Here is a 25,885-nt window from a genome sequence, read left to right as displayed (position 1 = left end):
TGCGGCGGTGCTCCGCGGCAAAGCGCTGCGGGTCGGCCGGTATACTAGCGCACCCCTTCCGCACGGCCTTTGCTGCATGTCCGATTCCCGGCGCGTTCCGATCACTTTCCAGGGCCTGATCCAGACCCTCAACCAGTACTGGGCCGAGCAAGGCTGTGTGCTGATCCAGCCGCTGGACCTGGAAGTGGGCGCAGGCACGTTCCATCCGGCCACCTTCCTGCGCGCGCTGGGACCGGAGCCGTGGAATGCGGCCTACGTGCAGCCCTCGCGCCGCCCCACCGATGGTCGCTACGGCGAAAACCCCAACCGCCTGCAGCGCTACTACCAGTACCAGGTGGCGATGAAGCCCAACCCGGACAACATCCAGGACCTGTACCTGGGGTCGCTCAAGGCCCTGGGTATCGATCCGCTGGTGCACGACCTGCGCTTTGTCGAGGACAACTGGGAATCGCCGACGCTCGGCGCCTGGGGCCTGGGCTGGGAGGTCTGGCTCAACGGTATGGAAGTCACCCAGTTCACCTACTTCCAGCAGGCCGGCGGACTGGAGTGCAAGCCGGTGCTGGGCGAGATCACCTACGGGCTGGAACGGCTGTGCATGTACCTGCAGAGCTGCGACAACGTCTACGACCTGGTGTGGACCTACGGCCCGGACGGCACACCGGTGAGCTACGGCGATGTCTACCACCAGAACGAGGTGGAGCAGAGCGCCTACAACTTCGAGCATGCCAACGTGGCCGAGCTGTTCCATCGCTTCGACGCCTGCGAAGCCGAAGCCAGGCACCTGGTCGAGGTCGGCCTGCCGCTGCCGGCCTACGAGCAGGTCACCAAAGCCAGCCATGCGTTCAACCTGCTGGATGCGCGCCGCGCGATCAGCGTGACCGAACGCCAGCGCTACATCCTGCGCGTGCGCGCGCTGGCGCAGGGCGTGGCGCAGGCGTATTACGCACAACGCGAGAAGCTGGGCTTTCCCGGAGTGAAGAAGTAACCAAAGCCTCTCTCCCCCGGGAGAGGGGTTGGGGTGAGGGGACGGAGGCGCAGTCCTCCTGCACCCAGACTCCACAGAGCTTCGCCGGTCCCCTCATCCGCCTCTTCGAGGCACCTTCTCCCGACGGGAGAAGGAACACGCAAGCTTCTCTCCCCACGGGAGAGGGGTTGGGGTGAGGGGACGAGGTGTGGCCCTCCTGCACCCAAACTCCACAGAGCTTCGCCCGTACCCTCATCCGCCCCTTCGGGGCACCTTCTCCCGACCGGAGAAGAGAACACGTAAAGGTCCACGTCTTATGAGCGAACAACTTCCCCTGCTGATCGAACTGGGCACCGAAGAGCTGCCGGTCAAGGCGCTGCCGGGTCTGGCGCAGGCTTTCTTCGATGGCGTGCTGCACGGTCTGGAAAAGCGCGGCGTCGCGGTCACCCGGGGTGATGCCAAGCCGCTATCCACACCACGCCGCCTGGCGGTGCTGCTGCCGGGCGTGGCCACCGAGCAGCCCGAGCAGCGCTCCGAAGTGCTGGGCCCGTATCTCAACATCGCGCTGGATGCCGAGGGCAAGCCGACCAAGGCGCTGGCCGGTTTCGCCGCTAAGGCCGGGATCGACTGGACCGCGCTGGAGCGCACCAGCGACGCCAAGGGCGAGCGCTTCGTGCACCGCGCGGTGACGCCGGGCGCGCGCACCGCCGACCTGCTGCCCGACATCCTGCGCGAGGCGATCGCCGCGATGCCGATCCCCAAGCCGATGCGCTGGGGCGCGCACGAATACGCCTTCGCACGGCCGGTGCAGTGGCTAGTGCTGCTGTTCGGCGACAGCGTGGTTCCGGCCGAGCTGCTGGGCGTGCGTGGCGATCGCCTCAGCCGCGGGCACCGCTTCATGCATCAGGGCGAGGTATCGCTGGCGGCACCGGGCGACTACGTCGAGGCCTTGCGCGCGGCGCATGTGCTGGTGGATGCGGACGCACGCCGTGCGCGCATCGTCGAAGAGGTCGAAGCCGCCGCCAGGCAGGCCGGCGGCAGCGCACGCATCAGCGACGACAACCTGGAGCAGGTGGTCAACCTGGTCGAATGGCCGTCGGCGGTGCTGTGCAGCTTCGAGCGCGACTTCCTGGCGGTGCCGCAGGAAGCGCTGATCGAAACCATGGAGATCAACCAGAAATTCTTCCCGGTGCTGGACGACGGCGGCAAGTTGACCGAGCAGTTCATCGGCATCGCCAATATCGTCTCCAAGGACGTAGCCGAAGTCGCCAAGGGCTACGAGCGGGTGATCCGTCCGCGCTTTGCCGATGCCAAGTTCTTCTTCGACGAAGACCTCAAGCAGGGCCTGGAGGCGATGGGCGCGGGTCTGGCCAGCGTCACGTATCAGGCCAAGCTGGGCACGGTGGCCGACAAGGTGGCGCGTGTGGCGGCGCTGGCCGAGGCGATCGCGCCGCAGGTGGGCGCCGATCCGGCGCAGGCGCGTCGCGCTGCGCAGCTGGCCAAGAACGACTTGCAATCGCGCATGGTCAACGAATTCCCGGAGCTGCAGGGCATTGCCGGGCGTCATTACGCCAAGGCCGCCGGTGAACCGAGCGAGATTTCGCTGGCCATCGACGAGGCCTACCAGCCGCGTTTTGCCGGCGACGACATCGCACTGTCGCCGCTGGGCAAGGTGCTGGCGATTGCCGAACGGCTGGATACCTTGGCTGGTGGCTTTGCGGCCGGTTTGAAGCCGACCGGCAACAAGGACCCGTTCGCGCTGCGGCGCAATGCCCTGGGGCTGGCGCGGACGGTGATTGAGAGTGGGTTTGATCTGGACCTCAAGGATCTGCTCTATCACGCCTACAGCTCTGCAAAACAGTCGATGTCTGAGGTTGTGCTGCGGCAGAAAAAAGATGTTGCAGACAAAGCACGTGCGTCAGGTGTAGATGCCCCCACGTCACATGCGAATCAGCGATCGCTGCATTTGGAAGAATTGGCTGAGCTCTTCGACTTCATCCTCGACCGCCTACGCGGCTACTACGCAGACAAGGGCGTTCCTGCCACCCACTTCAACGCGGTCGCCGCACTGTTCTCGGTCGCGCCCGAGGGCGCTCCTACAGGGCTCGTAGAAGCGCACCTGGGCGCGACCCACGGCTCCCTCTACGACTTCGACCGCCGCATCGATGCGATCGGCATCTTCGCCACGCTGCCTGAAGCCGAAGCCCTGGCCGCAGCCAACAAGCGCATCCGCAACATCTTGCGCAAGGTCGAGGGCGAGATCCCCGGCGACATCGACACCACGCTGCTGCGCGAACCGGCCGAAGAAGCCCTGGCCGAAGCGGTGGAAGCGGCCATCGGCGATACCGGCGATGCGCTGCACCGGCACGACTACGTCGCCGTGCTCGCACGCCTGGCGCGGTTGCGCCCGCAGGTGGACGCGTTCTTTGACGGGGTGATGGTCAACGCCGAAGACGCGCAATTGCGCGCCAATCGTCTGGCCCTGCTGAAGAAGCTCGGCGACCGCCTCGGCAGCGTCGCCGCCATCGAGCATCTGTCCAGCTGATGGCTGCGTCCGCCGGCGCGGTGCACTGGCAGACCGCGCAGGCCGCGTTGGCACGCCGCGACCTGGCTGTGGCGGCGTCTGCGTTGCAGGCGCTGCTGGAGGTGGAGCCGGCGCATGTGTCGGCCCGCGTGCTGCTGGCCGGCACCGTGCTGGCCAACGGCAGGATGCGCGAGGCGGTTGTGCAGCTGCGGCTGGCCGCAGGCGATCTGGGCGACGACGTGGCGATGCGTTGCCGCGTGGCGCAGGCCTTGTTGCGGGTCGGCGAGCATCGCGCACTGCATGCCTTGCTGCGGCACCCGTCGGTGATGCGGTGCCAGGACGGCGCGACCTTGGCCTTGCTCGCGCACGTGCATCAATCGCTGGGCGAACATGTCGACGCACTGGCGATGATGCAGCGCGCGCAGGCCTGCGGATTCGATGGACCGGATTTCCGGTTTTTTCTAGCGGTGCAGTTGCAGTTCAATGGTCGCCTCGATGAAGCGGCGCAGGCGCTGGAGCATGCGCTGGCGCACACGCCCGGCTATGGCCGCGCGGCGTTGACGCGTGCGCGCCTGCGCCGGCAGAGCGCCAGCAGCAACCATGTGGAACAACTGCGTCAACAGTTGCAGCTCGCCAAGCCCGACAGCGAAGATCGCGCCGGGCTGGCGTTCGCGCTGTACAAGGAGCTGGAAGACCTCGGCCAGACCGAGGCCGCCTGGGACGCGCTACAGCACGGCAACGCGGTGATGCATGCACGCCTGCGTCATGACGCCGAGGCCGAGGCGGCGTTGTACGCGCAGCTGGGTGCGTTGGCCGATCAGGGCCTGTTCGCCGCGCAGCAAGCCCCCGTCGCACACGGCCCGCAACCGATCTTCGTGCTCGGTTTGCCGCGCTCGGGCACCACGGTGCTGGAGCGGATGCTGGGCAACCATTCCCAGATCGTGTCGGCTGGCGAGTTGAACGACTTCGGCCATCAACTGCGCTGGGGCACCGACCAGGCCGGTCGCAGCCTGCTGGATGCGCGCCTGCTGCAGGCCTTGCCGACGCTGGACTACGCGCAGATCGGCGCGCGTTACCTGGAACAGACGCAATGGCGAGCCGGATCGGCACGCTGGTACATCGACAAGCTACCGGCCAATGCAGTGGCGATCGGCGCGATCGCGCGCGCCTTGCCGGGGGCATTGATCGTGCATCTGGTACGCGAGCCGATGGCGGTGTGCTTCTCCAATTACCGCGCGCTGTTCGGTGATTCTTACGCCTACAGCTACGACCTGCACACGCTGGCGCGCCACTATCAGGCGTATCACGCCCTGATGGCGCAGTGGCGCGCGGCATTGCCGGGCCGGGTGGTCGATGTGGACTATGCGCAGATGGTGCGCGATCCATCCGCGGTGTTGCAGCAGTTGATGACGCGCTGTGGGCTGCAGATCGAGCCCGGGCAGATCGATATCACCAGCAATGCGGCCGCGTCGGCCACGCTGAGCAGCGTGCAGGTACGCGAAGGCGTGCATGGGCGCAACGTCGAAGAATGGCGGCGCTACGCCACGCAGCTGGGGCCGCTGCGGCAGGCCTTGTTGCGTGCCGGCCTGATCCAGACCGACGCACGCTGACAACGGCCAGCGAAACGACGCGGAGACGCCGCCGCGATGTATGCGCTATGCCCGCAATCGAAAACGCCTGGGTGTCGCCAGCCTCGTCGTGTCTGGCCACTCCAAGTCCGCCCACTCGCAGCAGCGGCGATCCCCAAGCGCTCGATCCAAAAACGCTTGTCTCAAAACGCCAACGGCAGCCCCGTGGCTGCCGTTGGCAAATACCACCCTGGCTGACTCAGTGCGCGCCGAAACGCCAGTTGAGCTCCAGCATGTAGGAACGTCCGTAACCGGTGTAGTTGAAGATGTTGTAGTACGGATAGCTGCTGTAGGTGCGATCGCGCGGCGGCCGGGTGTCGGCCAGGTTGTTGACCGTGGCGGTCAGCGAGATGTCGTCGTTGACCGCATAGTCCAGCGTGGCATTGAGCGTGGTCCACGCACCGACCTTGCGTGCGCCTTCCACCGCATAGCCATCGGTGCTTTGCTGTGCGGTGAAGTTGGGCGTGCGTCCGTAACGCTGGCCGAACAAGGTGGTGGTCCACGCATCCTTCTGCCAGGTGATCGAGGCATTGGTGATGCTGCGGAACTCGGAAGAGAAGAACGGCTCGCTCAGCAGGTCGCGCACCGGGTCTTGCGGGAACTGCTGACTTTCATGCTTGAGCGTGAGGTTGTATTGCGCGTCGAACACGAACAGGCCCCAGGAGTCGGTAGCCAGGTTGTAGGTCGCCTTGGTCAGCACGCCGGAGATTTCCTCGTTGGAAATATTGACCGGGTTGATGCGGATGTTGCTCAGGCGATTGGGTACCGGCGCATCGGCGGCCGTGCGATCGATGCGCGACAGCGCGTCGACGCAGGTCGGCGAGTTGATATCCAGGGCGCCGAGCCGGCAGGCCGATTCGTTCTGCAGCAGGGCATCGGTGCTCAGGTCGCTGACCTTGTCATCGATCTTGATGTTGTAGTAATCGGCGTTGACGCTGAAGCTTGCGCTCGGCGACCACACCACGCCGGCACCCCAGGACTTTGCGGTGATCGACTTCAGATCCGCATTGCCGGACCGACGGCCCTGGATGCTGGTGCCGCCATAGGTGCAGTCGGCGATCGGCACGTTGGGTTCTTCGAGTGCGCAACGGTAGTAATCGTTGACGCCCTGGAAGAAGCCGCTGTCGCCAGCGAAGGAAAATGCCATGTCCGGTGCCTTGAACGCAGTGGCGTAGTTGCCGCGGAACAGCAGCGAATCGATCGGACGGAATTCCAGCGCGGCCTTGTAAGTGAACTTGGAATCGCCGCCGCCGCCCTGGTTCTTGTAGTCGTCGTAGCGGCCCGACAGATTGGCGGTCAAGGTGCTCAGGATCGGCACCCGCATTTCGAAGGCCGCCGCCCAGTTCTCGCGCTTGCCGCTGCCCTGGGTGCCGGTCAGCTGGTAGAAGTCGCCAGCGATCACGCGTTGGTCGGTCGGGTTGGTCCAGTACTGATTACCGGCCTGCACCACACCGGCGACGCCGACCGCACCGGCCGGCAGGTTGAACAACTCGGTGTTGGTCAGCTGCAGGTTGACGTTCTGGGTCCAGGTCCGGGACTTGGTGCGGATTTCGTCGTTGAAGCTGCGGTACTGCGCCGGCGTCAAGGCGCGATAGAAGTTGGCATCGTTGGGTGAATAGATCGGGTAGCCGTAGTACTCGCCCTGCGGAGCGCCAAGGAACTGTTCGCGGAAGAAATCTTCAATGCGGTCGGCCAGCGGCCACTGCTGACGGCTTTCGATGCGATATTCCGAGCGTGCGTAGTAGGCATCGTAGGTCCAGTTGCTGGCACCCAGGCCGCCTTTCAGGCCAAGCGCGATGTTGTAGGAGTCGGCAGTCTGGCGGTCGTTGTTGAAGTTTTGATTGCCGGTTTCCTCCGGCGCAAAGATGCGTTGATAGCTTTCGAGCTGCTGGCTGTCCTGATTGTAGAAAAAACCACCTGTATCGGAGGAGGTCTGCCAGAAGCGGGGGCCGCTATTGACCTCGACCTTGGTGCGATTGAGCAGCAGGGTCGAGTACAGCTCGACGTTATCGTTGAAGGCATAGCTCAGGTTGGCATAGCCGCTGGCGCTGCGTTCCTTGTTGAGGATGCTGGCGTAGCCCGGCTCGGTGCGGCTGCTGCAGAAGTTGCCGCGGTTGGCGCGGTTGTCGTACTGCACCGAGCCATTGAACAGCGGTCCCAATGCAGTGCAATTTTCGGCGCCCGGATCGAGATAGGTGGTGGGCAGGTTATGCAAGGCAATGCGTGAGCCGTAACGCAGGGTCGGGTCAGGATTGTCGCTGGTGGAATCGAAATCGCGGCGCTGGTAGCCGTAGATCGGATCCTGATTGTTGAGCTGCAGGCCCCACACGATGTTGGCGCCACCGATCTCGTTGCCACCGGTGAGCTGGAAGCGCTGGTTGTTGCCGCCACCCCCATCGTAGGTGCCCATGCGGTAATTCATCTGCACGCCGTCCATGCGCTTCTTCAGGATGATGTTGACCACGCCGGCAATGGCGCTGGAGCCGTAGATCGAGGACTGGTTGCCCGGCGCCACGTCGATGCGTTCGACCATGCCCACCGGCACGCTGGCCAGGTCGACGAAATTGCTCTGGCCGTTGTAGAGCAGTGGGTAATCGGCCATCGGCCGGCCGTCGATCAGCACCAGGGTGAAGCCGGGGTCCAGGCCGAGCAGGCTCAGCGATTTGGCGCCGGCAGTGAAGCCGCCACTGAACTGACCGTCCTGGACCGAGCCGGTGGCCATCGGTTGCGAGCGCAGCACGTCGTAGACGTCCTTGAAGCCGCGGCGCTGGATGTCCTGAGCGGTGATCGAAAACACCGGGGTCGCGGTTTCGACCTGGGACCGGGGAATCAACGACCCTGTCACCGTGACCTTGTCCAGTTGAGTCACTTCACCTGAATCCTGTGCCGTCGCAAGCGATGGCATGGTCAGGGCGGTGCACACGGCGGTGACCAGCAAATGACGTTTCATGAAACGCACCTCTCTCTCCAAAGGTATGAACGGGCGCGCGGCAATCGGGGGGCCGCACGCAATGGGTGTCAACGAAACGTTAACAACGTACCGACTGTACCGAGTTCTATCCGATGCCGTATAGGCGTGTTTCTTCAGTTTTTTTGTCCCTTCACGCCCAGGCTGGGTATCCTTTGCCGATGCTTAAAGCCGCGTTTGCTCTCTCCCTGCTGTGCACCCTGTTCGTTCCGCTGCAAGCGGTTGCCCGGGCGACCATCGACAAGATCGAAATCAAGGGCTTGGACGACGACGCCGACGCCGAGATGATCGAGAACATCGAGGTCTCCCTGTCTCTGTATGAGGCCGTCGGCAAGGAGCAAGGCGAGTCGCGGCTGGAGTATCTGCTGGCGCAGGCCGAACGGCAGACGCGCGAGGCGCTAGAACCGTTCGGCTATTACTCGCCGACCATCGAGCTGGCCGCGCCGCGCACCGGCGACAAGGTGACCGTGGTGATCACCGTGGAGCGCGGCGAACCGGTACGCGTGCGGCAGTCGCATATCTCCATCACCGGCTGGGCCGAGCAGGACCGTTACCTGGGCCAGGATCTCAAGCAGTTCGAACCGCGCGAAGGCCAGGTCTTCAGCCATCCGCAGTACGAAGCGAGCAAGGTGCGCATCACCCGCCGGCTGGCCGAGCGCGGTTACTTCGATGCCGACTTCACCCAGCGCCGCGTCGCGGTGACGCGCGCCGAGCACGCCGCCGATATCGATCTGAACTGGGACAGCGGCCGCCGCTACGACATGGGCAAGGTGCGCTTCGACTACGACTACTTCCGTCCCGGCCTGTTCGAGCCGCTGGTGTATTGGGACGAGGGCAGCTACTACCACGAAGGCAAGCTGGATCGCCTGCGCGAGTCGCTGACCAAGCTGGATTACTTCAGCACCATCGACATCCAGCCCAAGCCGGAAGAAGCCGACGACCAGGGCCGGGTGCCGGTGGATGTAAAGCTCACCCGCGCCAAGCGCACCGTCTACACCTCCGGCTTGAGCTACGGCAGCGAGAGCGGCGCCGGTGTGCGTGGCGGCGTGGAGCGCCGCTACGTCAATTCGCGCGGCCACAAGATGGACACGCAGCTGGATTACGCGCAGAACCGCAAGAGCCTGACCACCAGCTACCGCGTGCCGGCGTTCCGCTGGCTGGATGGCTGGTACACCGCCTCGGCGCGGCTCTACGACGAGCAGACCGAATACATCGACCTGCGCAACGTCAAACTCACCGGCAGCCGCAGCGGCCAGATCAACGAGCGCTGGAGTGCGATCGCCTCGATCAACGCCCTGCGCGAGCGCTGGCGGTTCAGCAGCGGCAGCGATTTCACCGATGCGGTCTATGAGACCTCCACGCTGATCTATCCGCAGTTGCAGGTCAATTACGTCAATGTCGACGATCGCCTGTTCCCGCGCAGTGGCGTGTCCGGACAGGCATTCATCCGCGGCGGTGCAGAAGGCGCCGGCTCGGACACCAATTTCGGCCAGCTCTACGGCCAGCTGCGCTGGTTCCTGGGAGCCGGCGACAACGGCCGGGTGATCCTGCGCGGCGAAGGCGGCACCACCTGGACCAGCGACCTGGTGGCGATGCCGCCGAGCCTGCGCTTCTTTGCCGGCGGCGCCAACAGCATCCGCGGCTATGCCTTCCGCGAAGTGGGCCCGCGCACGCCCAAGCCGGACGAATTCGCGCTCGGTGCCAAGAACGTGGTCACCGCCAGTGCCGAATACGAGCATTACCTCAAGGGCGGCCCCTGGGGCGGCGCGGTGTTCGTCGATAGCGGCAGCGCCTTCGACGACACGCCCGACTGGCACACCGGTATCGGCTTCGGCTTGCGCTGGCGCTCGCCGGTGGGCCCGGTGCGCGTGGACATCGCGCATGGCCTGAACGATCCCGACTCGCAGTTCCAGCTCTATATCGATATCGGGGCCAACCTGTGAGTACGCCGACCCCTACGCCACCCGCCGCACCGCGCCGCGCGCGTTTCTACCGCCGCCGCCGCTTCTGGGTGGGCTCGGGGCTGACCTTGCTGGGCCTGGTGTTGCTGGCGCTGATCGCGGTGTACTGGCTGCTGCAGACCGTGGCCGGGCGCGACGTGTTGCTGGCGCAGGTGACCGCGCGCCTGCCGGTCGGTGCCACCTTTACCTATAGCAAGGTCGAAGGCCCAGTGGCCGGCCCACTGACCTTGCGCGATGTCGATTTCCGTTATCAGGACATCCACTTCACCGCCGAGCGTGTGTACCTGGAACCGGACCTGCGCCCGCTGCTCGGGCGCAAGCTGCAGCTGGATGCGGTGCAGGTCAGCAATGCCAGCCTGAATCTGGGCAAGAGCGAGGAGCCGTTCACGCTGCCGAGCTGGCCCGAATCGCTGCCGCAGATCAACGTGCCGCTGGCGATCCAGGCCGACAAGATCGCCGTGGAGAACCTGCGCATCACCCAGCTGCAGCAGCCGATGATCGTCCTGCACAAGGTGCAGGGCGGGCTGGAAGTGGCCACCGGCGAACTGCGCACGCGCAATCTGGTGGTCGATACCGACATGGGCGACTTCCGCCTGCACGGCGACTACGTGCCCAACGACGATTACCGCGCCGACCTGACTGCAACCGCGGTGCTGCCGGCCGCGCGTGGGCGCACCCCGGCCAGCCTGGGGCTGGTCGCACGCGGCGATCTGGACAAGATGGAAGTGGCCATCGCCGGCCGCGCGCCGGCACCGCTGCAGGCCAGTTTGGTGTTCACCGGGCGCGACGATCCGACCTGGGTCTTCAAGGCCGTCACCGACGCGCTGGATACCTCGCTGCTGACGCCGGCCACCAATGGGGAGTATGCCGCCCCGGCCACACCGATCGCGCTGAACCTGCAGGCCTCCGGCAAGGGCGGCAACGCCGACCTGCAAGGCAGCGTCAAGCAGGGCGAGCTCAGCGCCACCTTGCAGCCCTCGCACATCAGCCTGCTGGACCAGGTCATCACCGTCGAACCATTGGTGATCGATGCCTTCGAAGGCCGCGCGCAGTTGCGTGGGACTGCCGATTTCCGCGACACGCAGAATCCGAGCTTTCGTTTTGCGGTCAATGCCAGCGGCCTGCGCTTCACCCCGACGCCGGACCCGGCCACCCCCGATGCGCCGGTGGTGCCGGTGGAATTGGTCGATGCGCGCCTGGGCGTGGCCGGTAACCTGAAGGCGTGGGCGGCGATCGGCCGCGCCACGCTGGAGCGCGACGGGCAGCAGGCCGCGCTGGTGTTCGACAGCCGCGGCAACGATCAACGTGCGCAGCTCAAGCAGGTGCAGGCCAAGACCCCGGGCGGCTCGCTGGATCTCACCGGCGAGGTGGGCTGGACCCCGGAGCTGCAGTGGGATGTCACTGCCCAGCTGGCCAAGTTCGATCCGGGCTACTTCGCGCCGGGCTGGAACGGCAATCTCTCCGGCAAGGTCGCCTCCAAGGGCCGCCAGTTGCCGGCACCGGCCGGTGGCGTGTCGCCGGGCTTCGAGGCCACGGCCGATATCCCGAGCCTGACCGGCCAGCTGCGTCAACGCGCGCTGTCGGCCAACGGCAAGTTCGCCCTGCGTGGTGAACAGGGCGAGGGCCAATTGCAGCTGTCGCTGGGCAATAGCCGTATCACTGCCAGGGGCAAGGTCGGCGACCAGCTGGATATCGCCGCGCAATTGCAGCCGCTGCAGCTGGACGATGTCTTGCCCGGCGCCACCGGCACGATGCGCGGGCAGCTGCAGGTCAGCGGCCGTCGCGACGCGCCCGACATCACTGCCGACCTGGTCGGCAACGGCTTGCGCTGGAACGACTACAGCGCGCAAAGCATCAGCTTGCGCGGGCGTCTGCCGTGGCGCGGCAGCGACGGGCAGCTGGCCTTGCAGGGCACCGCGATCGAAGCCGGCGTAGTGCTGGACAGCGTGCGCGTGCAGGCACGCGGTGCGGTGGAAGCGCTGCGCCTGGATGCGGATATCGCCAACAGCATGGCCAACGTCGCGCTGCAGGGCGATGTCCGTCGCAATGGCGAGCGTTGGCAGGGCCAGGTCGCCACGCTGCGGATCGCACCGGCCAAGGGCGATGCCTGGGCGTTGCGCCAGCCGGCGCAGTTCAGCACCGATGGCGCCGCGTTTACGCTCTCCGACACCTGCCTGGGCGCGGCCACCGGCGGCGCGCTGTGCGCCAGCGCCAACTGGCCGCGCGAGGGCATGGTGGTGCACGGCGATGCACTGCCGCTGTCGCTGGTGCAACCGTGGCTGCCCAAGCAGGAGGGGCGGCAGATCTATCTGCGTGGCGATTTGTCGCTGGACGGCAGCTTCAAGCCGCGCGGCAATGCTTGGGAAGGCTCGTTCCGCATCGCCTCGCCCGAAGGCGGCATCCGCCTGGGCGAAACCCGCTACGCCGCGGTAGCCGGCAACCCCAATCGCGGCGAGTTGCTGCGCTACGACCAGTTCAGCGTGCAGGCCGATTTCACCCCGCAGCAGATCCAGGCCAAGCTGGGTATCGGCTTCCAGGGCGCCGGCTTTGTCGATGCCAAGTTCAACACCGGCTGGGATGCGTACGCGCCGCTCAACGGCGAGCTGTATCTCAATATGTCGCGGCTGTACTGGCTGGAGCTGGTGGTGGCCGATGTGGTGCGGCCCAAGGGTCTGGTCGAAGGTCATGTGAGCCTGCGCGGTACTCGCGACAAGCCGCTGCTGGGTGGCGATGCCACCCTGAGCGATTTCACTGCTGAATATCCGTCGATGGGTTTGACCCTGAGCGAGGGCAAGGGCCGCTTCGACGCGCTACCGGATGGCTCGGCAAAGATCACTGCTTCTGCCAAGTCGGGGCAGGGCACGCTCAACATCGATGGCGGGCTGTCGTGGTTCGGCACCAGCACGCCGTTGCTGCTGAATATCCGCGGCGAAAACGTGCTGGCCTACAACACCAGCGAGTTGCGCATCATCGCCAATCCGGACATGCAGTTCGGCATCACCGACAACACCATGCAACTGCGTGGCAAGGTCACCGTGCCCGAAGCCGACATCGACCTGGAACGCCTGGATCGCGGCACCTCGGTATCCGAGGACGTGGTGGTGCTGGACCCGGTGGATCCGGAAGAAGCGCCCGCCTCGCCGCTGGATATGGATCTGGCCATCGTGCTTGGCGACAAGGTCAACATGAGCGGCTTCGGCCTGAAGGGCGGGCTGAGCGGACAGATGCAGATCCGCGCCCGCCCGGGCCGCGAGATGACCGCCAACGGCGGGCTGGACGTGCGCGGCCGCTACAAGGCCTACGGCCAGGACCTGACCATCAGCCGCGGCCAGCTGACCTGGAACAACAACATCGTCTCCGACCCGCGCGTGAGCCTGCGCGCCGAACGCAAGGTCGGCGATGTCACCGCCGGCATCGACGTCAGCGGCCGCGCCGAATCGCCGCGTGCCGATGTGTGGTCGGAACCGGCGATGTCGCAATCCGAAGCACTGTCGTACCTGGTGCTCGGCCGCGGCCTGTCCACCGCCAGCAGCGACGAAACCCAACAGGTCAGCGCCGCCTCGGCCGCCCTGTCGGCCGGCAGCAGCCTGATCGCCTCGCAGATCGGCGCCAAGCTCGGCCTGGACGAAGCGGGGGTGAGCGAGTCCAGCACCGTCGGCTCGGTGGTGGGCTTCGGCAAGTACCTCTCGCCGAAACTCTACGTCGGCTACGGCGTCTCGATGGTCGGCAGCGGCTCGGTCCTGACGCTGAAATACTTGCTCAGTCGCGGCTTCGATATCGAAGCCGAATCCAGCACGGTGGAGACCAAGGGCTCGGTGAACTGGCGGCGGGAGAAGTAGTCGCCCGCCGTGCATCGGCGCATCGACGGTGTGTGGTGTTGTATTGCGTCAGGTCAGGATATGACGCAATGCGGATGTCCAGGATGAGGCCGTGCGTCAGGCATGGCCAGGTCGAGCGCTGCGGTGATCTAGAACCGGCGCGCGACGTTGCGGGGCAGGGCACGCCCGGCATCGGGCAGGCATTACGCACTCTTTATGCCCGCACGCCAGGGTGCAAATAGCCTCTTTATGCCCGGCAGGCCTACCTTGGCACTCCCGCACTGTGGTGCGTTGAGTCGAACACGATGTGTATCCTGATTTTGCAAGGTCCGCAGGCCGATCCGGCGCAGGTGGCGCCGCTGCAGCTGCCCGAGTGTGCCGGACGCGCGCTGCGCACGCTGGCGTGTGCCGATGTCGATGGTTTGATCGCCGGCTTGCAGGCCGCCGGTGGCGATGCCGAGGTGGAGCTGGTGCTGCTGGATTCGGGTGATCTGGCGCCGTCGGAGCGTGCGCAGGTGCATGCGACCGCATTGCGTGCTGCACTGGACGCGCTGCCTACGCCCTATATCGAGCTACACACCGATGCCGATCAGGAACTGGAGCCGTGGCTGCATCCGCAGCATGCGCCGCTGGCGGTGGTGATTACGCCGCACGATGCACCGCGCGCCTATGCGATGTCGCTGGGTATTGCGGCGCGTTGTCTGCCGTCGCTGTGCGCGCCCTTGCGCGCCGCTGCCTGAGGAGGCCGCCATGTCGATCATGATCGTGCGTGGGCCGGAGGCGGCGATGCCGCTGGTGCGTGGGCCGCAGCCGTTGCCGCGGGCCGTCATTCGGCAGCTCGTGCAATGCGCCGGCGACGCGGGCAAGACGGTGGCCTTGCGTGCCTGCGGGTCGGAGCAGGAGCTGCTGGATGCCTTGCGCGTGGCCGGGCAGGCGCGGATGGAAATCGCGTTGATCGATCCGGGCAGCTGCGTGGACAGCGCGCGCCTGCACCGTGTACTCAGCGCGTTGCCGTACCCGTTCGTGGAGGCTCACGACGATAGCGTGGACCGTCCGGAGCGTTGCCTGCCGGAGGGGTTCGGGCAGCGCATTGCGACGGTGCGCGGTTACTGCGCGCAGAGCTATCTGCTCGGGCTGGAAATCGCGTTGGAACATCTGGGCTGCACGGAGATCCAGGGCGATGTCCACGTCGGTACCTGAGCTGCGCCAGCTGCATTATTTCGCCGACTACGAGGGCTATTGCGACGGTCGGCCGGTGCTGTGGGGGCAACTGGCCCATAGCGTGGACGTGCCTGCCGATGGCGTGCTGGATGCCGCCGGGCTGGTCACTGCGTTGCGCCGCCGTGCGGCAGAGGCGCATGGGCTGGAAGCGGGGCAGATCCGCCTGTGCCAGGTCACGCGGCTGTAGCGGCGTGACACACAACGACGCCACCCGAAGGTGGCGCCGTCGTTCTGCCGTGATTGCGCGTCGCTCGCCGCAGATCACATGGGTTGACGCTTACTTGGCCGGGCTGGCCTCCGGCACGAACTTGGTCAGCTGGTTGGCCGTTGCGGCTGTGCCGAAGTTGAAGCGGCCGTAGCCGGCGCCCCAGTACAGCGCACCGTCCACGATGGCCGGCGAGCTGATCACCGAGCCGGTGGCGTCGTGGTTCCACAGCGTGGCGCCGGTGTCGGCGTCGAGGGCGACCATGTTGCCGGCCATCGAACCGGCGTAGAGCAGGTTCGGCGACACCGTCAGCGAGCCCTGGCCGCCGGCCGGCACGTTCGGATTCACGCGGTTGATGCCGGGCACCTTGACCTGCCACTTGATCCTGCCGGTGGCGGCATCCAGCGCTGCCCACGAGCCGCCGTTGTGGCTCTGGGTATTCGCAGGCCCCAGCGTATAGGTGGCGTTGGAGCTGTTGTTGATGGCCACATAGACCTGCGACTTGTACGGATCGAACGCAGTGCCCCACTCGACGCCGCCAGTGGTGCCGCCGGGACCGACCTGGGTCGACCAGACCTTGGCACCGGTCTTGGCGTCGAAGGCCCAGTAGATGCCGCTCTTCTGCCCTGCGCCGACCAGCTGCTGGGCCTTGCCATCGCGCCACACGGTGAACAGCTGCACGCCTGCGCCGCCGAAGTCGTAATCAGGGCCGGTCAGGTTGGTTGCCTGGGTGTTCGGGCACAGGCCATTGGTGGGCGCCACGATGCACGACAGGTTCCAGGCGTCGTAGCCTTGTGCACGGTCGGCCCAGACCAGCTTGCCGGTGTCCAGATTCAGCGAGATCACCGAGTCGACGTAGTTGTCCGGCGCCATGCACGCCAGTTCGTCCTGCACGGTGAGTTCACTGCCGCGATAAGAGCGTGCGTTGGACACGCAGTTACCCACGCTGGCGGGAATGTTGTAGTTGTTGCCGGTGCCGAAATACAGGCGGCGGTTGATCGGATCGATCGCCACCTGGCCCCACACCGATGCACCGGTATAGCCCTCGGGCACGTTGTAGAACTGCCACACCTTCTTGCCGGTGTTCAGATCCAGCGCCACCACGCTGCCGCGGAAACTGAAGGTGTGGGTCGGGTCCAGGTTGCCCCAGTCGCCGGAGGACACGGGCACGTACACGCGGTTGCCGTAGATCACCGGCGAGGAGGTGATGCGCGCTTGCGGGTTGGCTTCGGCGGTGGTCTTCCACAGCAGCTTGCCGGTCTTCTTGTCGATCGCCAGCACGGTGCCGGCGGCCTGGTCGCCGACGATGATGCTGTTGGCACTGATGGCCGGCGTGTTGCGCGTCACCGAGTTGGCATTGCCGGTGTAGTCGGACAACTTGGCCTGCCAGTTCGGTTTGCCGGTCTGGGTGTCGACGCTATACAGCGTGCCGCCCCAGTCGGGCACATACAACGTTCCACCTTCCACGCTCGGCGTGGCCGAGATGTCGCCGGTGGTGGTCAGGGTCCAGGCCGGCTTGAGGCCTTTGACGGTGGTGCGGTTGATCTTCCACTCGCCCGGCGCGAAGCGCTGATTCAAGTAGCCGCCGCCGGCGGTGGTCCAGCTGGTGGGGCTGGCAAATGGCAGCTGATTGCCGAAGCTGCGCCAGATCTGGCCGGAGCGTGCAAAAGCCTGGGTATCCAGCGACGACACCGACTGTTGTGCGGTTGCGGAGCCGGCCTGGGCGAAAGCCACTGCGCTGGCAAGCAGGCAGGGAACGAGCGTCAAACTGCGAAATCGCAAGCGGCGAATTGAATTTGTCATCACGGCATGTCCATAGATGGAAGGAAGCGCTGGATCCCCCCGGATCTGCCGAGTGAAGATGGCCGATTGTGGCGACCGTGCAACACACGCACCTTTCCGCATTCATTCAACGGTCGGGTCCGCTCGCATCTGGTGCCACCAGCTCGAAAAAATTGCGTTCAAGGTGTTCGCTATTCGCACAAATGCTGATGATTCATCACGATCGGCGCCGCTGCGATAGGAAAAATGATTGGCCGCGATGCATGCGTATTTGCATGCAAATCAATGGTCTACAAAAAGTAACCAGGAAATGTTGCGCCACCTTGTGAGGTTGGCCACGGTGTCGAACACAGCCCCTCTTCCTGCGTGGCGAGAAGGCACGGTTTGCGCGCCACCGGCGCGCACGCCTTGGAGCGCCCGCGTCGCGGAGCGGGGGGGTGGGTGAGGGTACGGTGCGAAGCTTCTGTGTCGTCAAAATGCACGAGGCTTCGCGCGTCCCCTCATCCGCCCCTTCGGGGCATCTTCTCCCGCTGGGAGAAGGAAACAGCCAGGTAGCTGCGTTATCCGGCGCGTTATGCGCTTTGCGGCGAGGGCACGGCGGTGTGCGCTGCAGCGGGAGCGATCAGCGCCAGCTGCGCGATCGCATCCTGCACCACCTCCGCCACCGTGGTGTCCACATCCACCGACACCACATCGGCTTCGTCCAACGGCAATTCCAGGGTCTGCAACTGGCTGTCCAGCAGGCTGGCCGGCATGAAGTGGCCGGCGCGTGCACTCAGGCGCGCGGCGATCACGTGCGGGGCGGCGTGCAGGAACACGAAGCGGATCGGAATGCCGCTGCGGCGCAGCAATTGCCGATGTGTGCCGCGCAAGCCCGAGAACGCGAGCACCACCGACTCGCCTGCCTGTACGCAGTCGCGCAAGGTGGCCGCCAGCAACTCCACCCACGGCAGACGCATCGCATCGGTGAGTGGCTGGCCGGCGGCCATCTGCGCGCGTGCGGCCACGCTGTGGTAGTCGTCGGCGTCCAGAAAACGGTAGCCGTAATGCGCTGCCAGCGCCTGCGCGATGGTGGTCTTGCCGCTGCCGGAAACGCCCATCACCACGATGGCCAGGGGCGAAGCGGACGCGGGTGTAGCGGGGGCGGCGGTGTCCATCACGTCAGGTTATATCTCCGGATCGATTCGGCATTTTGCCGGATTTCACGTTGGCGGCAGTCGATGCGTGGTGTAGCGTCGGCGCTCCTCGCCAGGTGAGCGGGCCGCCCAGCGTAACGGCGCGCTCGGCCGGGTTCAACGCACTCCAAGGTCTGCCGATGCCGTCATCGCCTGCAACGTCTCCTGCATCGGCGCGCCTGCGCTGGCGCGAAAAACTGGGCTACGGCGCCGGCGATCTGGGCCTGAATCTGTACTGGGCCAACATCTCGGCGTTTCTGCTGATCTTCTACACCGACACCATGCATCTGCCGGCAGCGGCGGTGGGCACGATGATCCTGTTGACCAAGATCGCCGATGCGATCGCCGATCCGGCGATGGGTGCACTGGCCGATCGCACACGCAGCCGCTGGGGCAAATTCCGCCCGTATCTGTTGTGGGGCGCCGTGCCGATGGCGGTGACCGGCGTGCTCGCCTACACCACGCCTGCGCTGGATCAGAACGGACGCATGTGGTGGGCCACGATCAGCTTCCTGGTGATGATGCTGGCCTACACGGTGGTGAGCATTCCGTACTCGGCATTGTCCGGCGTGATCACCGCCGACAGCAGCCAGCGCACCAGCTTGATCAGCCTGCGCTTCATCGCCGCGTTCGTCGGCACCACGTTGGTGAATTACTGCACGCTGGATCTGGTGGCCTGGTTCGGTGCCGGCAACGATGCACTGGGCTGGCAACGCACCATGATGCTGTACGGCGCGGTGGCGGTGGCGTTGTTCGTGACCGTGGCGCTGACCACGCGCGAGCGCGTGCAGCCACCGCCGCAACAGCGCACGCCGATCCGCCGGGATATCGCCGACCTGCTGCAGAACAAGCCGTGGTGCGTGCTGTTCGTACTGTCGCTGATCATCATGATCACCATTGTCATGCGCGGTGGTGCGGGCGTGTATTACCTCAAGTACTACGTGCAGCGGCCGGACCTGACCGGGCTGTTTCTGGGTGGCTATTCGGTGTCGCTGGCAGTGGGCGCCGCGATCACGCCGTTGCTGACACGGCATTGGGACAAGCGCCAGTTGATGACCGCGCTGATGGCGGTGGTGGGCGTGTTGAGTTGCCTGATGTTTTTCATTCCTGCCGACGCGGTGTGGGCGATCTTTGCGTTGAACATGTTGATCGGTCTGGCATTGGGGCCGAAGTCGCCGCTGGCATTTTCGATGTATGCCGACAGCGCCGACTACACCGAATGGCGCACCGGCCGGCGCGCCACCGCGATGACCTTCGCCGCCGCGACCTTCTCGCAAAAGCTCGGTGGCGCGCTGGCCTCGGCTGGCATCGCCTGGGTGCTGGCAGGCATGGGCTATGTGGCCAACAGCGCGCAGTCGGCGGGGTCGTTGACCGGCATCGTGCTGCTGCTGACGGTGATCCCGGGCACGGTGGCGCTGCTGGCAGCCTGGACCATGCGTTTCTATCCGCTCGATGATGGCCTGTTGCGCCGCATCCAACACGAACTGGCCGCGCGCAAGCGCGACGAACAGGAGCACCGCTGACCGTGTCTGCACTCTCCCACGCCGATTCCAGGTCCACGTCCGACGACGATCTTTCCGCGTTGCTGGCGCCCAGCGCCGACGGCACGCGTTATGCGCTCTACAGCCCCACCGCGATGCCGAACGCGGGCGGGTTCTTATGGAACCGCCGCATGATGCTGCAGCTGACTTGCCGTGGTTACGCCACCGGGCAGTTCATGCAGCCGGAGCCGGCCAAATACGCGCATGCACCGCTGCTGGAAGCGCGCAATTTCATGATGCCCGAGCAGCCGTACTACGCGCATCATCCCGGGCGCTTCTTCTATCTCAAGGACGAAGACAGCGGCGCGTTGTATTCGGTGCCGCACGAACCGGTGCGTGCAACGCCGGAGCAGTTCGCGTTTTCCGCGGGCAAGCACGATGTGCGCTGGCAGGTGCGTCACGACGGCATCGTGGTGGAGCTGTGCGTGGCGTTGCCCACCGACGATGCAGTGGAGCTGTGGGAATGCCGCGTGCATAACCAGTCCGGGCGTACGCGCCGGCTCAGCCTGTATCCGTATTTCCCGATCGGCTACATGTCGTGGATGCATCAGGGAGGCGCTTACGAGCCGGCGCTGGGCGGCATCGTCTGCCGTAGCGTGGCGCCGTACCAGAAGGTGGACGACTATTTCCGTCAGCGCGATTTCAAGGACTGCACCTTCCTGTTGCATGAGCAGCCGCCGGTGGCCTGGGATGCGCAGCAGATGGCCTTCGAAGGCGAGGGCGGCCTGCATGCGCCCTCGGCCATCCAGGCCGAGCAGCTGGGCAACAGCGATGCGCACTACGAGAACCCGGCCGCCGCGTTGCAGTATCGGCTGACGCTGGACGCCGATGCGGCACGCGTCTACCGCTTCGCGTTCGGGCCGGCCAAGGACGATGCGGAAATCGCCGCGCTGCGTGCGCGTTATCTGTCCGAAGCCGGCTTTGCCGCCGCTGCGCGCGACTACGCGCAGTATCTGCAGGGCGGGCAGGGCTGCGCGCAGATCGCCACGCCCGATCCAGCCCTGGACAACCTGGTCAACCATTGGTTGCCGCGGCAGGTCTTCTATCACGGCGACGTCAATCGCCTGACCACCGATCCGCAGACGCGCAACTATCTGCAGGACCACATGGGCATGGCCTACCTGCAGCCGGCCACCGCACGCGCGGCGTTGTTGCAGGCACTCTCGCAGCAGGAGCCCAGCGGTGCGATGCCGGACGGCATCCTGCTGGTGGAAGGCGCCGAGCTGAAATACATCAACCAGGTGCCACATACCGATCACTGCGTATGGTTGCCGATCTTCCTGAGCGCCTATCTGGCCGAAACCGGCGATGCCAGCGTGCTCGATGCGGTGGTCCGTACGCACGATGGACAGGCGCTCAGCGTGGCCGAGCGACTGGATGCAGCGATGCAGTGGCTGCTGGACGCGCGCGATGCACGTGGCTTGAGTTTCATCGCGCAGGGCGATTGGTGCGACCCGATGAACATGGTCGGCTGGCGCGGCAAGGGCGTGTCCGGCTGGCTCACCGTGGCCACCGCGTATGCATTGCGGCTGTGGTCGGGCATCTGCGCAGCGCATGGGCGAAGCGCGCAGGCGGAGACGTTTGCGCAGGCCGTGCAGGCGATCAACGCCGATGCCAACCGCGAGCTGTGGGACGGCAACTGGTATGCGCGCGGCATCACCGACGATGGCGTGCGCTTCGGCATCGCCGAGGATGTGGAAGGACGCATCTATCTCAATCCGCAGAGCTTTGCGCTGCTGGCCGGCACCGCCGACAGCGCGCAGCGCGCGGCCTTGCTGGAGGCGGTGCGCGAGCAGCTGCATACGCCGTACGGGCCGGTGATGCTGGCCCCGGCCTACACGCACATGCGCGATGACGTGGGGCGGCTGACGCAGAAGTGGCCGGGCGCCGCGGAAAACGGCGCGGTCTACAACCACGCGGCGGCGTTCTACCTGTACAGCCTGTACCAGATCGGCGAAGCCGACCGCGCCTGGGAGATCCTGCGCGCGCTGCTGCCCGGCCCCACCCGCGAGGACGTGCTGCAGCGCGGCCACCTGCCGGTGTCGCTGCCCAACTACTATCGCGGCGCCTGGCACCAGTACCCGCGCACGGCCGGGCGTTCCAGCCAGCTGTTCAACACCGGCACGGTGGCCTGGGTGTATCGCTGCGTGCTGGAAGGGTTGTTCGGCCTGGTCGGCGAAGGCGACGCATTGGCGATCCGCCCGCAGCTGCCCTCGCACTGGCCGCAGGCCCGGGTGACGCGCCAGTTCCGCGGCGCGCAGTTCGAGGTGACGCTGACGCGTGAACCGGGGCGCACGCACGTCGACGTTGAGGTGGATGGCACCGCCTGCCCGGACCAGCGCGTGCACGGCATTGTCGCCGGACGCACGTACCAGGTGCAGGTGCGGCTACCGGGCTGAGCGGCGCGCCAGGTGCGGCGCCTGATTGGGGCAACTGCGATAACTGCCAAGCTGGTGTAGGAGCGCGCTTGCGCGCGATAAGGTTTTCCCGCCAGTGCCCTATCGCGCGCAGGCGCGCTCCTACGCACGTGCGGCCAGGCGGGCTGTTCTCCACTCCCGATTCCCCACTGCGTAAACTCCCCGTTCGCATTGGCCTAGGAACGCCCCTTGGTATCAAGCTGGATCCTGCTGCTGGTCTCCGTCGGCTATGCCGTGCTGCTGTTCGGCGTGGCCTGGTGGGGCGACCGTCGTCCGCTGTACCCGGAGCGGCCGTGGCTGCGGCCGGCGGTCTACAGCCTGGCGCTGGCGGTGTACTGCTCGTCGTGGACCTTCTATGGCGCGGTCGGCTCGGCGGTGCGCAACGGCATCGGCTATCTGCCGATCTACCTGGGCCCGCTGCTGTTGCTGCTGTTTGGCTGGCGCATCATCGAGCGGCTGGCGCTGATCGCACGCGCCGAAAACACCGTCTCCATCGCCGATTTCATCTCTTCGCGCTATGGCCGCTCGCGGCGGCTGGCGGCGCTGGTGGCGGTGATCGCGCTGGTCGGCATCGTTCCGTATCTGGCGCTGCAGTACAAGGCGGTGGCGATGAGCCTGGAGGTGCTGACCGGGCATAGCAGTGCCGGGCGCGGCATCCTTGCCGATCCGGCGTTGTACGTGGCGCTGTTGATGGCCTTGTTCGCGACCTTGTTCGGCACCCGCCAGGTCGATGCCACCGAACACCACCGCGGCATGATGCTGGCGATCGCGCTGGAGTCGGTGATCAAGCTGATCGCCATCGTCGCGGTGGGCCTGTTCGCCTGGGTGTGGCTGAGCGACCACCAGGTGCCCATCGCCGACTCGGCGCGCACCCTGTTCGAGCACACTCCGTCGGTGGGCTTCATTTCGCAGACCTTGCTGAGCTTTCTGGCGGTGATCTGCCTGCCGCGCCAGTTCCATGTGGCGGTGGTGGAATGCAGCGACGTCGGCGACATCCGGCGCGCGCGCTGGTTGTTCGGTGCGTACCTGGTGATCATCTCGGCGATGGTGGTGCCGATCGCGTCGGCCGGCGTGGCCTTGTTCGGCAAGGGCAGCACGGTGGTCGACGACGCGGTGGTGCTGGCGCTGCCGCTGAGCCAGGGCAACACCGTGCTGGCATTGGTGGCCTATGTGGGCGGGTTCTCGGCCGCCACCGGCATGGTGATCGTGGCCAGCATCGCGTTGGCCACCATGGTCAGCAACGACCTGGTGATGCCGGTGCTGCTGCGCCGCCGCGGCAGTGCCGATGCGCGCGCGGCGGTGGCCTCGCGGGTGTTGTGGATCCGTCGCGTCGCCATCCTGTTGCTGGCGCTGATCGCCTACGGCTACCACCGCAGCGTGGCCAACGACACCACCTTGGCGGCCTACGGCCTGATGGCCTTTGCGGCAGTGGCGCAGTTCGCCCCCGGCGTGATCGGCGGGTTGTACTGGCGCGGCGCCAGCCGCAAGGGCGTGGAGACCGGCATGGTGCTGGGCTTCATGACCTGGATCTACACGCTGCTGCTGCCGGCCGCCACGCGCGCGGGCTGGTTGCAGCCGGAGTGGCTGGTGGACGGGCCGTTCGGCATCGCCTGGTTGCAGCCGCAGCAGCTGTTCGGCATGCGCGGCTGGGACCCGCTGGCGCATGGCACGTTCTGGTCGCTGCTGATCAATGTCGGCGCGATGATGCTGGTCTCCGCACGCTGGCGCCCCGGGGTGGACGAACGCCTGCGCGCCGCGCCCTTCCTGGACCCGTACGCACAGCGGCCGGCGGTGGCCGGCGACTGGCCCGGGCATGTGCGCGTGGCCGACCTGCAGGCCCTGGCCGAGCGCGTGGTGGGCGAGCGGCATGCGCACCGCGCCTTTGTCGACCAGGCGGTGCTGCTGGAGCGCGAACTGCAACCCACCGTGGTGGCCGACCGCGCCTGGGTGCAGTTCACCGAACGCCTGCTGGCCGCCTCGATCGGCGCGGCCTCCGCACGCCTGGTGCTGACCAGCCTGTTGCGCGGCTCGGGCATGGACCTGGGCGAGGTGGTGGCGGTGCTGGACGAAGCCGGCCAGGAGCTGCGCTTCAATCGCGAGATCCTGTCCACCACGCTGGAAAACATCAGCGCCGCGGTCAGCGTGGTCGACCCGGAGATGCGCCTGACCGCGTGGAATCGCCGCTATCAGCAGCTGTTCGGCTACCCGGACGGCATGCTGTATGTCGGCCGTCCGGTGGCCGATCTGATCCGCTACAACGCCGAGCGCGGCGAGCTGGGCGAGGGCGATATCGAAGATCAGATCGATCGCCGCATTCGCCACATGCGCGCCGGCTCGCCGCATGTGTTCGAGCGCACCCGCAGCGACGGCAAGGTGATCGAGATGCGCGGCCAGGCGCTGCCCGGCGGCGGTTATGTCACCAGCTACAACGACATCACCGACTACAAGCGTGCCGAACGCGCGCTGCTGGACGCCAACGAGAACCTGGAGCAGCGCGTGGCCGACCGCTCGCGCGAGGCCGAGCTGGCGCAGCAATCCAAGACGCGCTTTCTGGCCGCGATCAGCCACGACGTGCTGCAGCCGCTCAATGCCGCGCGGCTGTTCGCCTCGGCGCTGCGCGAGAGCCATCAGAACAACGAGGAACAACGCCATCTGGCCGAGCGCGTGGATGCCTCGCTGCGTGCGGCCGAGGAGTTGCTCGATGGCCTGCTCGACGTCTCGCGGCTGGATGCCGGCGGCCTGCGGCCCACGGTCGAGGATTTCGATGCCAGTGCGCTGATGCACGAACTGGCCGCGCAATACGCGCCGGTGGCCTCCAGCCGCGGCCTGCAGCTGCAGGTGCACAGTCGCCCGTTGTGGGTGCGCAGCGACCGCCGCCTGCTGCGCCGGGTGATGCAGAACTTCCTCGCCAATGCGCTGCGCTACACGCGCCAGGGCCGCATCGTGCTGGGCATGCGCGGCCGCGGCGCGCACGTGGAGCTGCAGGTGTGGGATACCGGCCCGGGCATTCCCGAGCACCACATGCGGCAGATCTTCGAAGAATTCCGCCGCTATCAGCAGCCGTTCGACTGGGGCGAGCAGGGCCTGGGGCTGGGCCTGTCGATCTGCCAGCGCATCTCGCGCCTGCTCGACCACGACCTGAGCGCACGCAGCCAGGTCGGCCGCGGCAGCATGTTCTCGATCCTGCTGCCGCGCGTGGCGGCAGCCCCGCTGCCGCCGCTGCTGCCGGTGGCCGTTGCGCGCGCGCTGCCCAGCGGCGATTCGCTGGCGGGCCTGCGCGTGCTGTGCGTGGACAACGACCGCGAGATCCTCGACGGCATGCGCGCCCTGCTCGGTCGCTGGCAGGTGGAGGTGATCACCGCCAGCACCGTGGATCAGGCGCTGGAGCGCGCGCGCGAACAGCCGGATCTGATGCTGGTGGATTACCACCTGCACGACCGGCTCGATGGCCTGGACACACTGGATGCGCTGCAGGCCGTCGCCACCGCGCCGATTGCCGGTGCCCTGCTCACCGCCGACGGCCGCGACGAACTCAAGCAGCTCGCACGTGCGCGTGGCTATCGCCTGCTGACCAAACCGGTGAAGCCGGCCTCGTTACGCGCGTTCCTGAGCGCGCATCACGATGCGAAAACGCGCTGAGCGGTGCGACTGCAGCGTAGGAGCGTGCCTGCGCGCGACGAA

General features: G+C 66.3%; 14 protein-coding genes. 11 read left to right on the top strand and 3 right to left on the bottom strand.

The window, feature by feature from the left end; translation table 11 throughout:
* Positions 1-76: 76 nt before the first annotated feature.
* From glyQ to DGN21_RS19290, 3 genes are all read left to right on the top strand, one after another.
* Complete coding sequence (gene glyQ / locus DGN21_RS19300; RefSeq protein WP_039513568.1) at positions 77-985, top strand: glycine--tRNA ligase subunit alpha; 909 nt, start codon at positions 77-79, stop codon at positions 983-985.
* Positions 986-1,280: 295 nt separating this feature from the next.
* Complete coding sequence (glyS, locus tag DGN21_RS19295) at positions 1,281-3,509, top strand: glycine--tRNA ligase subunit beta (RefSeq protein ID WP_126965084.1); 2,229 nt, start codon at positions 1,281-1,283, stop codon at positions 3,507-3,509.
* A complete protein-coding gene (locus DGN21_RS19290; protein WP_126965085.1) occupies positions 3,509-5,098 on the top strand; it encodes a sulfotransferase in 1,590 nt (529 codons plus the stop codon). The genes glyS and DGN21_RS19290 overlap by 1 nt, the downstream gene beginning before the upstream one ends.
* Before the next feature lie 217 nt (positions 5,099-5,315).
* Here the strand turns inward: DGN21_RS19290 and DGN21_RS19285 are convergent, their stop codons facing one another.
* Complete coding sequence (locus tag DGN21_RS19285; RefSeq protein ID WP_184429199.1) at positions 5,316-8,021, bottom strand: TonB-dependent receptor; 2,706 nt, start codon at positions 8,019-8,021, stop codon at positions 5,316-5,318.
* Between the two features lie 224 nt (positions 8,022-8,245).
* Between DGN21_RS19285 and DGN21_RS19280 the strand changes: the two genes are divergently transcribed.
* The 5 genes from DGN21_RS19280 (at position 8,246) to DGN21_RS19260 (ending at position 15,271) form a co-directional block, all read left to right on the top strand.
* Complete coding sequence (locus DGN21_RS19280; RefSeq protein WP_016903873.1) at positions 8,246-10,027, top strand: autotransporter assembly complex family protein; 1,782 nt, start codon at positions 8,246-8,248, stop codon at positions 10,025-10,027.
* Positions 10,024-13,884, top strand: coding sequence for a translocation/assembly module TamB domain-containing protein (locus tag DGN21_RS19275; RefSeq protein WP_126965087.1), 3,861 nt, complete (start codon positions 10,024-10,026; stop codon positions 13,882-13,884). Before DGN21_RS19280 ends, DGN21_RS19275 begins: the two co-directional genes overlap by 4 nt.
* Before the next feature lie 284 nt (positions 13,885-14,168).
* On the top strand, positions 14,169-14,603 hold the full coding sequence (locus DGN21_RS19270) for a hypothetical protein (protein ID WP_126965088.1): 435 nt from the start codon (positions 14,169-14,171) through the stop codon (positions 14,601-14,603).
* A 10-nt stretch (positions 14,604-14,613) separates the two neighbouring features.
* Complete coding sequence (locus tag DGN21_RS19265) at positions 14,614-15,063, top strand: 3-dehydroquinate dehydratase (protein ID WP_046345097.1); 450 nt, start codon at positions 14,614-14,616, stop codon at positions 15,061-15,063.
* Complete coding sequence (locus tag DGN21_RS19260) at positions 15,044-15,271, top strand: hypothetical protein (protein WP_016903869.1); 228 nt, start codon at positions 15,044-15,046, stop codon at positions 15,269-15,271. The genes DGN21_RS19265 and DGN21_RS19260 overlap by 20 nt, the downstream gene beginning before the upstream one ends.
* A 90-nt stretch (positions 15,272-15,361) precedes the next feature.
* Here DGN21_RS19260 and DGN21_RS19255 read toward each other — a convergent pair whose 3' ends face one another.
* Positions 15,362-17,092 carry a PQQ-binding-like beta-propeller repeat protein gene (locus DGN21_RS19255; RefSeq protein WP_024937591.1) on the bottom strand — a complete coding sequence of 577 codons (1,731 nt, stop codon included), beginning with the start codon at positions 17,090-17,092 and terminating at the stop codon, positions 15,362-15,364.
* A 551-nt stretch (positions 17,093-17,643) separates the two neighbouring features.
* Positions 17,644-18,228: a gluconokinase, GntK/IdnK-type gene (locus DGN21_RS19250; RefSeq protein ID WP_126965090.1), complete on the bottom strand. Its 585-nt coding sequence runs from the start codon at positions 18,226-18,228 to the stop codon at positions 17,644-17,646.
* Positions 18,229-18,386: 158 nt separating this feature from the next.
* Here DGN21_RS19250 and DGN21_RS19245 point away from each other — a divergent pair, with 158 nt between their 5' ends.
* The 3 genes from DGN21_RS19245 (at position 18,387) to DGN21_RS19235 (ending at position 25,843) form a co-directional block, all read left to right on the top strand.
* On the top strand, positions 18,387-19,769 hold the full coding sequence (locus DGN21_RS19245) for an MFS transporter (RefSeq protein ID WP_126965091.1): 1,383 nt from the start codon (positions 18,387-18,389) through the stop codon (positions 19,767-19,769).
* Positions 19,770-19,831: 62 nt separating this feature from the next.
* Positions 19,832-22,186, top strand: a complete 2,355-nt coding sequence (locus tag DGN21_RS19240) for an NdvB protein (protein ID WP_160954450.1) — start codon at positions 19,832-19,834, stop codon at positions 22,184-22,186.
* A gap of 207 nt (positions 22,187-22,393) precedes the next feature.
* Positions 22,394-25,843: a PAS domain-containing hybrid sensor histidine kinase/response regulator gene (locus DGN21_RS19235; RefSeq protein ID WP_126965093.1), complete on the top strand. Its 3,450-nt coding sequence runs from the start codon at positions 22,394-22,396 to the stop codon at positions 25,841-25,843.
* Positions 25,844-25,885 lie beyond the last annotated feature (42 nt).

The organism is Xanthomonas sp. MLO165 (assembly GCF_018831305.1).
Lineage (GTDB): Bacteria > Pseudomonadota > Gammaproteobacteria > Xanthomonadales > Xanthomonadaceae > Xanthomonas > Xanthomonas arboricola.
Note: the sequence above shows the minus strand (reverse complement) of the source record. Positions and strands in the feature narration are given on the sequence as shown.

Bases quoted from the DNA above. Each gene is read 5' to 3' on its own strand.
- DGN21_RS19285 (WP_184429199.1), bottom strand. From the start codon at position 8,021: ATGCCATCGCTTGCGACGGCACAGGATTCAGGTGAAGTGACTCAACTG.
- DGN21_RS19290 (WP_126965085.1), top strand. From the start codon at position 3,509: ATGGCTGCGTCCGCCGGCGCGGTGCACTGGCAGACCGCGCAGGCCGCG.
- DGN21_RS19255 (WP_024937591.1), bottom strand. From the start codon at position 17,092: ATGACAAATTCAATTCGCCGCTTGCGATTTCGCAGTTTGACGCTCGTT.
- DGN21_RS19245 (WP_126965091.1), top strand. From the start codon at position 18,387: ATGCCGTCATCGCCTGCAACGTCTCCTGCATCGGCGCGCCTGCGCTGG.
- DGN21_RS19265 (WP_046345097.1), top strand. From the start codon at position 14,614: ATGTCGATCATGATCGTGCGTGGGCCGGAGGCGGCGATGCCGCTGGTG.
- DGN21_RS19260 (WP_016903869.1), top strand. From the start codon at position 15,044: ATGTCCACGTCGGTACCTGAGCTGCGCCAGCTGCATTATTTCGCCGAC.
- DGN21_RS19280 (WP_016903873.1), top strand. From the start codon at position 8,246: ATGCTTAAAGCCGCGTTTGCTCTCTCCCTGCTGTGCACCCTGTTCGTT.
- DGN21_RS19250 (WP_126965090.1), bottom strand. From the start codon at position 18,228: ATGGACACCGCCGCCCCCGCTACACCCGCGTCCGCTTCGCCCCTGGCC.
- glyQ (WP_039513568.1), top strand. From the start codon at position 77: ATGTCCGATTCCCGGCGCGTTCCGATCACTTTCCAGGGCCTGATCCAG.
- glyS (WP_126965084.1), top strand. From the start codon at position 1,281: ATGAGCGAACAACTTCCCCTGCTGATCGAACTGGGCACCGAAGAGCTG.
- DGN21_RS19270 (WP_126965088.1), top strand. From the start codon at position 14,169: ATGTGTATCCTGATTTTGCAAGGTCCGCAGGCCGATCCGGCGCAGGTG.